The sequence below is a fragment of the Acidovorax sp. WCS2018Noco2-16 genome (genome assembly GCF_031843945.1).
In the GTDB taxonomy this organism is placed as follows: Bacteria; Pseudomonadota; Gammaproteobacteria; order Burkholderiales; family Burkholderiaceae_C; genus Paracidovorax.
Map to the genome: position 1 here is coordinate 185,545 of NZ_JAVTJJ010000003.1, position 14,140 is coordinate 199,684.

Consider the following 14,140-nt stretch of genomic DNA (forward strand, 5'->3'; position numbering starts at 1 on the left):
GCGGGTCGGGCAAAAAGGAGCGGCGATGATAGCCCTGCCGTCGTTTACCCAGACCTTGCGCGACGGGGCCATTGCAGCGATACCCATCAAAAAGAATAGCTGCCAGCGCTTGATTTCAGGGCACTTCAGATATCTTTCATATCCAAAGGCTTATGAATCAAGCGCTGGCAGCTATATTTTTAATAGCGTTTTCAGCGCAGCGCCATTTCAGGGGCGCAGCAGCGTTGCCTTCAAGCGTTTACTTGATGGTCGTCCAGGCAGGCATCGGACGGTCGTCAGCGCGGTGTTGCGTATCCACGCGCTTGCCCATCGCCCAGGGGCGAATCTGGTGGTGCAGCGGGATGTAGTAGTACTCATCCTTGACCAGCTTCAGCGCGCTGGCGATCAGCGCGTCGCGTTTGGGCGCATCCATCTCCACCTTGATCTGGCCGATCATCTCGTCGAGCTTGGGGTCGCTGAAGCGGCCGCCGTTGTACACGCCGGCAGCCGTCTTGCCCTGCTTGGTGGACATCAGCGAGTCGAGCGAATAGAGAGCATCGAACGTGGCCACGCCCCAGCCGAACAGGTAGGCGCTGACGTCGTTGTTCATCACGCGGCTGACGAACTGCGACATGGGCGCGGCCTGCAGCGAGGTCTTGACGCCGATGCGCGTCCACATGGCGGTGACGGCCTGGCAGATCGCCTCGTCGTTCACGTAGCGGTCGTTCGGGCAGTCGAGCTTGAGCGGGAAGCCGTCGGGGTAGCCGGCGTCGGCCAGCAGCTTCTTGGCGGCTTCGACGTCGTACTTGGCAGCGCGCTCGTCCAGGCTCTTGCTCCAGCCGTTGACCATGGGCGCGATCATGGTGCCTGCGGGCACCGACAGGTTGCGCATGGTGCGGCTGTGAATGCCAGCCGAATCGACCGCCTGGTACAGCGCCTGGCGCACGCGCTTGTCTTTCAGCGGGTTCTTGCCGGGAACGCCCGGCAGCTCGTCCCGGAACTGGTCCAAGCCCAGGTAGATGGTGCGGTTTTCGGCGCCTTCGATCAGCTTGATGTCGGGGCTGGCCTTCATGCGGGCCAAGTCTTGCGTGGGTGGGTCGACGACGAAATCGACCTGGCCCGAAATGAGCGCGGCGGTGCGCGTGGCGGCGGACTTGATGGGCGTGAAGACCACTTCGTCGATGTTGCCCGTGGGTTTGTCCCACCAGGCGGCGTTCTTCTTGAGCGTGACCTTCACGTCAGGCTGCCAGCCGACCAGGCTGAACGGGCCGGTGCCGTTGGCGTTGCGCGAGGCGAAGTTCTCTTCCTTGCCCGCGTAGTCCTGCGCCTTGGTCGAGTTGTTCTTCTCGGCCCAGGCCTTGTTCATGATGCGCGCCTCGGTCAGCTCGCGCAGCAGCACGGGGTTGGGGCCCTTCAAGATCAGGTCCACGGTGAACTCGTCGACCTTCTTGACTTCTTTCACGCTCTGCACGGCCGACTGCATGTTGGAGGGCGGCGTCATCGCGCGGGTCAGCGAGAAGACCACGTCATCGGCGGTGAACGGCGCACCATCGTGGAATTTCACGCCCTGGCGCAGCTCGAAACGCACCTGCGTGGGGGACACTTGGGTCCACTTGGTTGCCAGCGCGGGTTGCAGCTGGTACTTCTGGTCATAGCGCACCAGGCTTTCGTACACCTGCTGCAGGAAAGCGTGTGTCGTCTGGTGGTTTTGCGCGTGCGGGTCTGCGGTGAGGATGTCATTCGCACCGGCCCAGCGCATGGTGGCTGCACCGGCCGAGCCTGCGGCCATGAACGCGGCAAGCGCCACGGCGCCGAGGGTAAAAGTCAAACGCTGCTGTTTCATCAACATGCCTCCACAAAAGGATCAGTAGGGAAGCACACAGCCTAGCAATGAACGTACCGAAATGACAGCGGCCACCCGAAGGTGGCCGTTGGGGATTGCCCGAATGGCGCTCCGCACAGGCGGTGCACCATTGCGGGGCGCAGGTTGCGTCAGCGGAACTTGGGCAGGTTGAACTGCGGCGGCACGCCCATGCGGGTGTTGATGATCCACTGCTGCGCGATCGACAAGATGTTGTTCGTCAACCAGTACAGCACCAGGCCGGCCGGGAAGAAAAAGAACATCACGCTGAAGATCAGCGGCATGAACCACATCATCTTGGCTTGCAGCGGGTCTGGTGGCGCGGGGTTCAGCGCGGTCTGCAGCAGCGAGCTGGCCGTCATCAGCAAAGGCAGGATGAAGAACGGGTCAGGCGAAGAGAGATCGCGGATCCAGCCGATCCAGGGCGCGTTGCGCATTTCCACGCTGGACAGCAACACCCAGTAGAGCGCGATGAACACAGGGATCTGGATCATGATGGGGAAGCAGCCGCCCATCGGGTTGACCTTTTCCTCGCGGTAGATGCGCATCATCTCCTGCTGCATCTGCTGCGGCTTGTCTTTCAGGCGCTCGCGCATCTCCATGATCTTGGGGTTGATGGCCTTCATCTTGGCCATGCTGGCGTAGGCCTTGGCGTTGAGCCAATAGAACAGGATCTTGAGCAGCATCACCAGCGCCACGATGGACCAGCCCCAGTTGTTCAGGATCTTGTGCAGTTGGTCGAGCAGCCAGTACAGCGGCTTGGACAGGATGGTGAGCCAGCCGTAGTCCTTGACCAGTTCCAGGCCGGGGGCCAGCTTTTCCATCATCGTTTCGATCTGCGGGCCGGCGAACAGGCGTGCGTCGATGGCCTTGGACTGGCCCGGTGCGATTTCGCCCACCGCCGTGATCATGCCCACCGAGTACAGGTTGGCGTCCACCTTGCGCACGAACAGGTCGCGCTGGATTCCGTCGCCCAGCAGCCAGGCCGTAGCGAAATAATGCTGCACCATGGCCACGTAGCCATTGGCAGCCGACTTGTCGATTTCGGCCTTGCCGTTCTCGATGTCCTTGAACTCGACCTTGTGGTACTTCTTGGCTTCCGTGTAGACGGCCGGGCCGGTGAAGGTGGAATAGAACGACGACTCACCCGGCGGCTTGTTGCCGTCGCGCACCAGTTGCAGGTACAGCTTGGGCGACACGGGCGCCGTGCCGGTGTTGACCACTTCATGCTTGACCGCAATGTCGTACGCGCTGCGTTTGACGGTCCAGGTCTTGACCAGCTTCACGCCGCCCAGGTCGGCCGACTCGAAGCGGATGCTCAGTTCGTTCTCGCCATCGCCCAGCGTGCGCGAGCCGGGCACCACGGTCATCGGCGTCTTGTGGGTGGGGAAGTTGCCGCCGATCAGCCCGGTCTGCGCCAGGTAGACGCGCTGGGCGCTTTCGTCGAGCAGCACGAAAGGCTTGGTCTTGTCGCCCATGTCGGCATGCTGCAGCAGCTCGCCGTGCACGAGTGAGCCGCCCTCGCTGTCGAACCCCAGGCGCAGCACGTCGGTGGTGACGGTCACGCGCTCGCGGCCAGCCGCCTGCGCCGGGGGAACAATGCCGCCCGGCACTTGCTGCGCACCCGCAGCGGGCGCGTTGGCCGCTGGAGCCACCGGCACGCTGTTGGCACCAGTGGCAGCCGATGCGGATGCCGGCGTGGCAGCGGCCGGAGCCTCTGCCGTCTGCGTGGCTGGAGCGGGGAAGAATGTGGCCTTGTTGCCGTTGTGGATCTGCCATTTATCCCAGAGCAGGACCATGGAGAAGCCAAAGATCACCCACAGAATGGTGCGGCGAATGTCGTTCATGAAGTCTTCTTAGGTGAGGACGAGGGGGAGGCGGAAGGCATCAGCCGCGAAAACAGGCGCGTGCCGCGCGGTGGCACGTCGGGCACAGGGTCGAGCCCGCCGTCGCACCAAGGGTGGCACCGCGCCAGCCGGCGCAGGGTGAGGTAGCTGCCCGCAGCAGCGCCGTGGCGTTCAAGCGCCTGCAGCGAATAGGCCGAGCACGTGGGTTCGAACCGGCAGGCCGAGCCCAGCCAGGGGCTGAGCAGCAGCCGGTAGCCACGCACGATGCCCATGAGCAGCGCACGCATCATGCCGTGATTCCGGTGGATGCCGGCTCGGGCGGGGGGCTTGCGGGCTGCTCGGCCGACACCATCGGCACAGCGGCAGGTGCAGCCGTCGATGCAGCCCGGTCAGCGCCGGAGCGCCGCACAGCGTAGGTGAAGAGCTGCAGCAGCTCGGCACGCACGGCCCGCTTCAGTTCGTCCGAGGTGGCACTGAGGAACTGCTTGCGGTCAAAGGTAGACCGCAGCCGCACCACATGGGCCGCCACCGGCAACTGGGCTTCGAACGTGGCCGCCACGGCGTGGATCTGCCGCTTGATGGCGTTGCGCGTCACCGCGCGTCGCGCCCAGCGCTTGGGCACCATGGCGCCCATCCACGGCCCTTGCAACTGGCCGCCCACAACGCCAAACAGGGCCTGCGGCCCCTGCGCTGTCGGCAAGGGACCGGGCCCTGTGGAAGGCGAGGCAGCAGTCGAATTGGCCACGGTGGAACCACCGCCCTCCAGCCCCAGCCGGTGCAACGCAAAGTGTGCGGTGCGGGAGACGGTGCCCCCGGCCATGGCGGCCTGGAACTGCGGACGGGTCTTCAGCCGGTGCATGGCAGCGATGTCCCGGTGGGGGACGTGGCAGCGCAAGGCAGCAAGAAGAAGAGGCGGTGGGCCGAAAGCCGGACGGCCTGCGTGCTTAGACGGCCAGGCGCTTGCGGCCCTTGGCGCGGCGAGCGTTGATGACGGCACGGCCGCCACGGGTCTTCATGCGCACGAGGAAACCGTGGGTGCGGGCGCGGCGGGTCTTGGAAGGCTGATAAGTACGTTTCATGATCGATCCTTGAGGGTCAGTTACGGGCCCGCCCCGTCAGAGGCATGCGCCGCCGAGCAACTTCCCACGAATAAGAGAAAAAGGCCGCCCGGGCTTCATCACCCTGAACACATTCAGGGAAACCGGAGATTATTGCAGGCTTGCGTACGCGTGGCAATCCTTGCTCGCTTGGGTTGCCCGTTCCATCGGCCCTGCAACCGGTGCGTCGGATGGCCTGCCGCACCGTCGGGACAAGCTCCGCCGCGTTGTGGATAACTCCTTGACAAGCTAGAATCGTCCCCCTTGAACCGTTCCTCCTATCCACAAAAAGAAAACCCTGAAATGACCGAGGAACCCTCCCACAATCCGCTGAACGAGCCAGGTGACGACGCCGGCCAGGGGTTGTGGCAAGCCTGCGTGGAACAGCTGGCGCAAGACCTGCCCGAGCAGCAGTTCAACACCTGGATCAAGCCGTTGGCCGCCCAGGTCGCGCCTGACTTCACCAAGGTCACCGTGCTGGTGGCCAATCGCTTCAAGCTGGACTGGATCCGCGCCCAGTACGCCGGTCGCATCGCTGCTTTGCTCGAAGGTCTTTACGGCCAACCCGTCACTCTGGAGTTAGCGCTCGCTCAGCGGGAAAGCGTTGTACGCACATACGTTCGCCCGCCGTCTGCAGAGCCAACGCAGCACAGCGAGCCATCGCAATCATCCTCTGACGAATCGGCGCCCGGCGCTGGTGTGTTTCGCACGCGGCTGAATGCCGCCCTCACTTTCGAGACGCTGGTGGAAGGCACCGCCAACCGCATGGCGCGCTCGGCCGCCATGCATGTGGCGGGCTCGCCGGGCCACCTGTACAACCCGCTTTTCATCTACGGCGGCGTCGGTCTGGGCAAGACCCATTTGATGCACGCGGTGGGCAACCGCCTGCTGCAGGACAAGCCCGATGCGAAAGTTCTCTACATCCACGCAGAGCAGTTCGTGTCGGATGTGGTTAAGGCCTACCAGCGGCGCACGTTCGACGAGTTCAAGGAGCGTTATCACTCCCTCGATCTGCTGCTGATCGACGATGTGCAATTCTTTGCCAACAAAGACCGCACGCAGGAAGAATTCTTCAATGCGTTCGAGGCTCTGCTGACCAAGAAGAGCCACATCGTGATGACGTCGGACACCTATCCGAAGGGCCTGGCCAACATCCACGAGCGGCTGGTCTCGCGTTTCGATTCAGGCCTGACCGTGGCCATCGAGCCGCCCGAGCTGGAAATGCGCGTCGCGATCCTGATCAACAAGGCCCGCGCCGAAAGCGCCGACATGCCCGAAGAGGTGGCCTTCTTCGTGGCCAAGAACGTGCGCTCGAACGTGCGCGAGCTCGAAGGCGCGCTGCGCAAGATCCTGGCCTATTCGCGCTTCAACCAGAAGGACGTGTCGATCCAGCTGGCGCGCGAGGCGTTGCGCGATCTGCTGTCGATCCAGAACCGCCAGATCAGCGTGGAGAACATCCAGAAGACCGTCGCCGACTACTACAAGATCAAGGTGGCGGACATGTACAGCAAGAAGCGGCCGGCTTCGATCGCACGGCCGCGGCAGATCGCCATGTACCTGGCCAAAGAGCTGACGCAAAAGAGCCTGCCCGAGATCGGCGAGCTGTTCGGCGGGCGCGATCACACGACCGTGCTGCACGCGGTGCGCAAGATCTCTGGCGAGCGCCAGCAACTGACCGAGCTGAACCAGCAATTGCACGTGCTGGAACAGACCTTGAAGGGCTAGCCACTTGCACAAGACAGCTCGGATGACACGCGCCAGCGGTTTCAAACCCTTTCAGAGGCAAAATGGCGTGTTGGGCGGCCCGAGGGGGGCCTGCGGTTTCCAAGGGGTGGAGCCGCCGTCCATGCACGTTTTCCAAAATCACCGAAGGTTGACGACATGATTGTCCTCAAGGCAACACAAGACAAGGTTCTCGCGGTTCTGCAATCGGTGTCCGGCATCGTCGAGCGCCGGCACACGCTGCCCATCCTGGCCAATGTGCTGATCCGCAAGACGGGCAACGCGCTGCAGCTCACCACCAGCGATCTGGAAATCCAGATCCGCACGACCGCCGAACTGGGCGGCGACACCGGCGACTTCACCACCACGGTGGGCGCGCGCAAGCTGATCGACATCTTGAAGACCATGCCCGGCGACCAGACGGTGAGCCTGGAGTCGCAAGCCTCCAAACTGATCTTGAAGGGCGGCAAGAGCCGCTTCACGCTGCAGTCGCTGCCTGCCGAAGACTTTCCGCTGGTGCAGGAATCTGCCGCCTTCGGCCCCGCGTTCAGCGTGCCGCAGAAGGTGCTGAAAGACTTGCTGGGCCAGGTCTCGTTCGCCATGGCGGTGCAGGACATCCGCTATTACCTGAACGGCATCCTCTTCGTGGCCGAAGGCAAGCAGTTGAGCCTGGTCGCCACCGACGGCCACCGCCTGGCCTTTGCCAGCGCCACGTTGGACGTGGAAGTGCCCAAGCAGGAAGTCATCCTGCCGCGCAAGACCGTGCTGGAGTTGCAGCGCCTCTTGTCCGACGCGGGCGGCGAGAACCAGCCGCACATCGAGATGCAATTCGCCAACAACCAGGCGAAGTTCACGTTCGGCGGCATGGAGTTCGTCACCAAGTTGGTCGAAGGCAAGTTCCCCGACTACAACCGTGTGATTCCGAAAAACCACAAGAACGGCGTGACCCTGGGCCGCGCGCCCTTGCTGGCCAGCCTGCAGCGCACGGCCATCATGACCAGCGACAAGTTCAAGGGTGTGCGCCTGAACCTGGAGCCCGGCACGCTGCGCGTGGCGTCCAACAACGCCGAGCAGGAAGAAGCCGTGGACGAGCTCGACATCGACTACGGCGGCGACACCATCGAGATCGGCTTCAACGTCACCTATCTCATCGACGCCTTGGCCAACATGAGCCAGGACATGGTGAAGGTGGAGCTCTCGGACGGCAACAGCTCGGCGCTGCTGACCATTCCCGAGAACGAGAGCTTCAAGTACGTCGTGATGCCGATGCGCATCTGACGATGCCACTGTGATGTGCTCTGGCGCCAGCCTACCAAATGCTATTATTTTTATAGCAATAAGCGCTTATCCATCAAGCGCTAGAGCCCTGTTTGATACTGAATTGACCACTGGGAAACCTTGTGTTTCCACAGACCCCGAGGCTAGCCATCCATGACCGCTGAGAACCACCTGCCCGAGCCCTCCGAGAACGGCGCCGGCGACGCACAGCCCACGCACAAGATCGACACCAATCAGGCAGGGGCCAGCGAAAGCTACGGCGAAGGCTCCATCACCATCCTCGAAGGCCTGGAAGCCGTGCGCAAGCGCCCCGGCATGTACATCGGCGACACGTCAGACGGCACGGGCCTGCACCACTTGGTGTTTGAAGTGGTGGACAACTCCATCGATGAAGCGCTGGCCGGGCACTGCGACGACATCGTCGTCACCATTCATTCAGACAACTCCATCAGCGTGACCGACAACGGCCGGGGCATTCCGACCGGCGTGAAGATGGACGACAAGCACGAGCCCAAGCGCTCGGCCGCCGAGATTGCCCTGACCGAGCTGCACGCCGGCGGCAAGTTCAACCAGAACAGCTACAAGGTTTCGGGCGGCCTGCACGGCGTGGGCGTGAGCTGCGTGAACGCGCTCAGCAAAATGCTGCGCCTGACCGTGCGCCGCGAAGGCAAGGTCCATGTGCTGGAGTTCAGCAAGGGCTTTGTGCAGAACCGCATTCTCGAGTCCGTGAACGGCGTCGAAGTCTCGCCCATGCAGGTGCTGGACGACACCGACAAGCGTGGCACCGAAGTGCACTTCTTGCCCGACACCGAAATCTTCAAAGAAAACAACGACTTCCACTACGAGATTCTGGCCAAGCGCCTGCGCGAACTCTCGTTTTTGAACAACGGCGTGCGCATTCGCTTGAAGGACGAGCGTGACGGCCGCGAAGACGACTTCTCCGGCGCCGGTGGCGTGCGCGGCTTTGTCGAGTTCATCAACAAGGGCAAGACGGTGCTGCACCCCACCTCGTTCTACGCGGCTGGCGAGCGCCCTGCCGAGACGTATGGCGGCATCCCCGGCACCCACATCGGCGTGGAAGTGGCCATGCAGTGGAACAGCGCGTACAGCGAACAAGTGCTGTGCTTTACCAACAACATTCCCCAGCGTGACGGCGGCACCCACCTGACCGGCCTGCGCGCTGCGATGACCCGCGTCATCAACAAGTACATCGAAGAGCACGAGTTCGCCAAGAAGGCCAAGGTCGAAGTGACCGGCGACGACATGCGCGAAGGACTCTGTTGCGTGCTGAGCGTGAAGGTGCCCGAGCCCAAGTTCTCAAGCCAGACCAAGGACAAGCTGGTGTCGAGCGAAGTGCGCGCGCCCGTGGAAGACATTGTGGGCAAGCTGCTGACCGACTACCTGCAGGAGCGCCCGGTCGACGCCAAGATCATCTGCGGCAAGATCGTGGAGGCCGCCCGCGCCCGCGAAGCCGCCCGCAAGGCCCGCGAAATGACCCGCCGCAAGGGCGTGCTGGACGGCATGGGTCTGCCCGGCAAACTGGCCGACTGCCAGGAAAAAGACCCGGCACTGTGCGAGATCTACATCGTCGAGGGCGACTCCGCCGGCGGCTCCGCCAAGCAGGGCCGCGACCGGAAGTTCCAGGCCATCCTGCCGCTGCGCGGCAAGATCCTGAACGTGGAAAAGGCACGCTATGAAAAGCTGCTGACGTCCAATGAAATCCTGACGCTGATCACCGCCCTGGGCACCGGCATCGGCAAGGCCGGCGGCTTGGTGGACGGCAAGAGCGGCGCGGACGACTTCAACGTCGACAAGCTGCGCTACCACCGCATCATCATCATGACCGACGCCGACGTGGACGGCGCGCACATCCGCACGCTGCTGCTCACGTTCTTCTACCGCCAGATGCCCGAGCTGGTCGAGCGCGGCCACATCTACATTGCGCAACCGCCGCTCTACAAGGTCAAGAACGGCAAGGAAGAGCTGTACCTGAAGGATGCACCGGCGCTGGACACCTTCCTGCTGCGCGTAGCGCTGCGCGACGCCAGCGTCACCACCGGCGGCACCAACGCGCAAACGTTGACCGGCGAAACCCTGACCACGCTGGCGCAAAAGCACCAGTTGGCCGAGCACGTCATCGAGCGCTTGTCTGCCTTTATGGACCAGGAAGCCCTGCGCGCCATTGCCGACGGTGTGACCCTGAACCTGGACACCGTGGCCGACGCTGAAGCCGGCGCCGTCGCCCTGCAGGCCAAGCTGCGCGAGCTGTCCACCAACGGCATTCCCGCCGAAGTGGCCGGCGAATTCGACGTGCGCACCGACAAACCCGTCCTGCGCATCAGCCGCCGCCACCACGGCAACGTGCGCAGCAGCATCATCACGCAAGATTTTGTGCACGGCGCCGACTACGCCGCATTGGCCGAAGCCGCCAACACCTTCCGCGGCCTCATCTGCGAAGGCGCCCGCGCCCTGCGCGGCGAAGGCGACAAGCAGAAGGAAGAAAAGATCGGCGATTTCCGCCAGGCCATGGCTTGGCTCATCAGCGAAGCAGAACGCACCACCAGCCGCCAGCGCTACAAGGGCCTGGGCGAAATGAACCCTGGGCAGTTGTGGGAAACCACGATGGACCCCGAAGTGCGCCGCCTGCTGCGCGTGCAGATCGACGATGCCATCGAGGCGGATCGCGTGTTCACCATGCTGATGGGCGACGAGGTGGAGCCGCGGCGCAACTTCATCGAGGCGAATGCATTGCGGGCGGCGAACATCGACGTGTGATGTCGGTCTTGATATTGGGCGAACTGATTACTGTTGTCTAAATAGCAGCTTAAAAGCTGCGTAGACAACATATAAATCAACGACTTACAGCAAATTCCATGGTTAATCGACCTGAATTGGTTAGTTAATTAACCACGGATAAGCTTAGACGCCAGACAGCCGCAGAGCGTGCCCCATGCGGCTGTATCAGCCCCGCCCGCTTCATGCTTTGCATCAAGTTTTTGACCTTGTTGGCCTTCTGCACGTCAGTAAGAACGTCTGGTAGTTTGCGAAGCAACAAAGCGTCCAAATCCGTTCTGGTGGCCTGCCCATACTGCTGCAGATAGTCCAGTACCAGCTTTTGGTAGTACCGATCATCCAGACCGCGCTGGTGGATGTACTTCGCCTTCTGCCCCAAGGCATCCGCCATCTTGGCCGAGATGAAGTACCCGGGCGCACGCCCCTCAACGAGCCCGAGATCGCGCAAACTCCGGGCCTCTGGAGCTGAGAGGGGCAGGCCCTTCTGCACCCTGTCCAGCAGCAGAACCTGGCCCAAGCCCAAATCCGAGCGCGCCATCAACACCCGCGCAAATTTGGAATCCAGCATCCGCCCCTGCAAGGTCAATTCCACGCGCGGAAACCCCTGTGGGGTCTGACCAAACTCGTAGTCAGGCAACGGAAATAGGCGCTGACGCTGGGTTGTGAACATCCGCCGTATTCCGCTGCCCGCTTGCTCAATCATGCGCAGACGAATCATCGCGTCGACAAGCCACTGGTTTCGATAGTGCTCCGGCGGCGGCTGGTGCTCCAGCATCCACGCCACGCTTTCTGGAATGAACTGCCCCAGATTGCTGAACACCAGCCGGTCCGGGTGTTCCACCACATTGATCTTGCCGCCCAGCACATAGTCCTGGTGCGCCACGCAGTTGTGCAGCGCCTCGCGCAGCACCCAGTTGTCGTACTGCGGCACGGGCGTGGGGAACAGCGAACCATCGGGCATATGGTCCAGCGTCACATTGCGAATGCGGGCGCACAGCTGCTCCGTCGCCAGCAGAAAGGGAACGCCAAACGGCTGTGACGTGACCGTATCGTTGCCCGCATCGCGCAGCACCCAGGTCATCTTCGCGTCCGCAGGTGCCAGGAAGTGCGACGACTCATCCTTGCCCAGCAGCAGCAAGGCTGCCCGTGTCACTCGTCCTTGTTTGGTTACCCGCGCCTTGTTCAGCAAGGTGGGCACCGTCAGTGCCGCCACTTCGGTACGAATCGCCTCGTGCTTCAAAGCGTCTGGCTCACCACGCACCAGATACTCAGCGTAGCGCACCCGTGCGGCGGCAAGGGCCTGCGGGTCCAGGTCATCCAGCGTTGCCTCGGGCACCACCACGCCGGTCCAGTCTTCTGATGTGCCCAACGCACTCCACAAGCGCGCTTCGTGACTGGGGTAGTCCGCCAGTTTCACCAAGTGGCTGTCCACGCGGATATAGCGCGCTTGCTTAAAGGCCATGGGCGCACCCCGTGCGGGGTGAATTTCCAGCATCACCACCCGCAGGCCGTCATGGTCCAGCTCATGGAAGGCAAAGTCGGCACGGGGCTGGGTCATCACCTGCAGCCACATCTGCAAAGACTGATTGCCAATCTTCTGCTGGAAGGGATCGAACACCGTACCCAGGACCCGATGGCTGCCATCTTCCACACCCCACACGAGCCAAGCACGGTCGCGGCCCTGCAATGCGGCCGTGTTTGCCAGCCCCGAGAGATAGGCACCGATCTTCTCGGGATCAGCGAAATTCGACTTGAACTCGACCACCGCCTGCTCGCGGGGCAGGCTCCGCAAGGACTCCAACGTGGCTCGCAGGGAGGTGGGATTCACCAGCAAGGCTCCGAAGAAAGGCTGGCGGCCCCCACCAGCGCCTCGGCCAGACGGGCCTGCACGGACTGGCGTTCGGCTAGGCGCTGGCGCAGGTCGGCGCACAGGCGGCGCTGGGCGGTGACGCGGGTGACGATGCGGGATTGTTCGGCGAGGGGAGGGAGCGGTACTCGAATGCTTTTCAACTTGGTCCCGTTGTAGTTCGCTTGCCCGGTTTGTTGCGTCAAATCCGGCTCGATCTCACTTTCGCGGCAGTCACGGGTGTTCATGTACGCATTGATGTACTCGGAGTTCACTAGACCGTCCATGAGCCGTATGCGAATGAGATAGGAAGCAAACGTCATCTCGCGTGCATACCCCTCAAACAACCCTGTCTTCCCTACAAGCTCATAACTGTTTGTACGGTTGAAAAGCAGGTCACCTTCACGCAAAAGGAGACACGGCAATTCGCCCTGGAGGTCTTTTAGGTACTTCAAGTTGGTCATGACAACTCGGCCACCTTGGATATTGCCCATTCGCAAAATTGGAACAGCAGCACTGTCATCCACTGATTTCTGCGATGACCCGTAATCAAACGACTCTCCAAGAGAACCCAACCTCACCCACTCCCACCCCACCGGTAACTCAAACGGCTTTTCCTCGTCGGTGATGGGCGGCAGGGGTTTGTCGCGTTTGATCTGGCCGGTGGCGATGAGGCGGTCTTTTTCGGCGCGGATTTTTTGCAGCAGGGCGCTGGCGGGTTCGTCGGTGGGGTCTTGGGGCACGAGCAGGCCGCGCACGGCCAGTTGCAGCAGGGTTTGCTCCAGGGCGTCGATGGCTTCGGGGCGGTCGAGCAGCAGGTCGAAGTGCTGGGCCACACGCTGCCAGTGGGCGGCCAGCTCTTCGGGCGTGGTGCTGGCGGTGAGGGTGCCCAGCAGGGTGCTGACCAGTTGGGCGTGTTGCGCGGCCTCCAGTTGGCCCTTGGCCTCCAGCGCATCGCACAGGCGCATGAGGGCTTCGACGCGGGTGACGATGCGGGATTGTTCGGCGAGAGGAGGCAGCGGAACCAAAAATTCTTGAATACTTTTTAAACCCACGTTTGGCTGCGTAGTCTTGTTCGTCGCGCTGGCAGCCTGCGCCTTGGCGCACCCAGATACGGAGAACAGATACTGGTAATCAGGCTCTATGAAACCAGGGAGGACTTTAATAACTGCACAAGAATAGGAAGCGAGAAATTCACGATCGGTAGTGACCTTCCTAACAACACCAACAGTTCCGTACCGGGGATAGATCAGATCAGCGGCTTCAGGCCGAATCTTTGAGGCCAGCTCGACGTAATCGCTGTACGCGATTTTCTTGGCCCCGTCAAAATCAATTTCATTGGTGCCATAAAAATCACGAGGTGACACGTAGGGCACACCGTCTTTAGCTTCAGACGGCATCTTGTGGTCGATATCGCCAATCTTCATTGCAACATTTGCCCACCTCACCCACTCCCACCCTACCGGCAACTCAAACGGCTTTTCCTCCTCCGCAATCTCCGCCAGCGGCTTGTCCCGCTTGATCTTGCCTTCGGCGACAAGCCGGTCCTTCTCCGCCCGAATCTGCTGCAGCAGCACACCCGCCGGTTCATCCGCCGGGTCTTGCGGCACCAGCTTTCCTTGCACGGCCAGGGTGAGGATGAGTTCGCGCAGTTTGGCGACGCCACCAGGGGCGGTGGCCAATAAATCCAGATTTGATAGCAGCATGCGCTTATCCA

General features: G+C 62.1%; 10 protein-coding genes. 3 read left to right on the forward strand and 7 right to left on the reverse strand.

The window, feature by feature from the left end; genetic code table 11:
* Positions 1-238: 238 nt before the first annotated feature.
* The 5 genes from RQI28_RS10340 to rpmH all read right to left on the reverse strand — a co-directional run bounded on the left by RQI28_RS10340 (position 239) and on the right by rpmH (position 4,766).
* Entirely contained in the window at positions 239-1,822 is a 1,584-nt protein-coding gene (locus RQI28_RS10340) for an ABC transporter substrate-binding protein (RefSeq protein WP_311223284.1), read from the reverse strand.
* 149 nt (positions 1,823-1,971) lie between these two features.
* On the reverse strand, positions 1,972-3,687 hold the full coding sequence (gene yidC, locus RQI28_RS10345) for a membrane protein insertase YidC (protein ID WP_311223285.1): 1,716 nt from the start codon (positions 3,685-3,687) through the stop codon (positions 1,972-1,974).
* Positions 3,684-3,977 (reverse strand): membrane protein insertion efficiency factor YidD, encoded by a 294-nt coding sequence (gene yidD / locus RQI28_RS10350; RefSeq protein ID WP_311223286.1) that lies wholly within the window; start codon positions 3,975-3,977, stop codon positions 3,684-3,686. Before yidD ends, yidC begins: the two co-directional genes overlap by 4 nt.
* Complete coding sequence (locus tag RQI28_RS10355; RefSeq protein ID WP_311223287.1) at positions 3,974-4,546, reverse strand: ribonuclease P protein component; 573 nt, start codon at positions 4,544-4,546, stop codon at positions 3,974-3,976. Before RQI28_RS10355 ends, yidD begins: the two co-directional genes overlap by 4 nt.
* A gap of 85 nt (positions 4,547-4,631) precedes the next feature.
* Positions 4,632-4,766, reverse strand: coding sequence for a 50S ribosomal protein L34 (rpmH, locus tag RQI28_RS10360; RefSeq protein WP_005798102.1), 135 nt, complete (start codon positions 4,764-4,766; stop codon positions 4,632-4,634).
* 321 nt (positions 4,767-5,087) lie between these two features.
* On the opposite strand from rpmH, the gene dnaA reads away from it, so the two are divergent.
* From dnaA to gyrB, 3 genes are all read left to right on the forward strand, one after another.
* Positions 5,088-6,509 carry a chromosomal replication initiator protein DnaA gene (dnaA, locus tag RQI28_RS10365; protein WP_311223288.1) on the forward strand — a complete coding sequence of 474 codons (1,422 nt, stop codon included), beginning with the start codon at positions 5,088-5,090 and terminating at the stop codon, positions 6,507-6,509.
* Positions 6,510-6,665: 156 nt separating this feature from the next.
* Positions 6,666-7,784, forward strand: coding sequence for a DNA polymerase III subunit beta (dnaN, locus tag RQI28_RS10370; protein WP_311223289.1), 1,119 nt, complete (start codon positions 6,666-6,668; stop codon positions 7,782-7,784).
* Between the two features lie 153 nt (positions 7,785-7,937).
* Positions 7,938-10,559, forward strand: coding sequence for a DNA topoisomerase (ATP-hydrolyzing) subunit B (gene gyrB / locus RQI28_RS10375; protein WP_311223290.1), 2,622 nt, complete (start codon positions 7,938-7,940; stop codon positions 10,557-10,559).
* A gap of 124 nt (positions 10,560-10,683) precedes the next feature.
* Here the strand turns inward: gyrB and RQI28_RS10380 are convergent, their stop codons facing one another.
* Together RQI28_RS10380 and RQI28_RS10385 are read right to left on the reverse strand one after the other, a co-directional pair.
* A complete protein-coding gene (locus RQI28_RS10380) occupies positions 10,684-12,405 on the reverse strand; it encodes an RNA-binding domain-containing protein (RefSeq protein ID WP_311223291.1) in 1,722 nt (573 codons plus the stop codon).
* Positions 12,402-14,129 carry a restriction endonuclease subunit S gene (locus RQI28_RS10385; protein WP_311223292.1) on the reverse strand — a complete coding sequence of 576 codons (1,728 nt, stop codon included), beginning with the start codon at positions 14,127-14,129 and terminating at the stop codon, positions 12,402-12,404. The genes RQI28_RS10380 and RQI28_RS10385 overlap by 4 nt, the downstream gene beginning before the upstream one ends.
* Between the last annotated feature and the right edge of the window lie 11 nt (positions 14,130-14,140).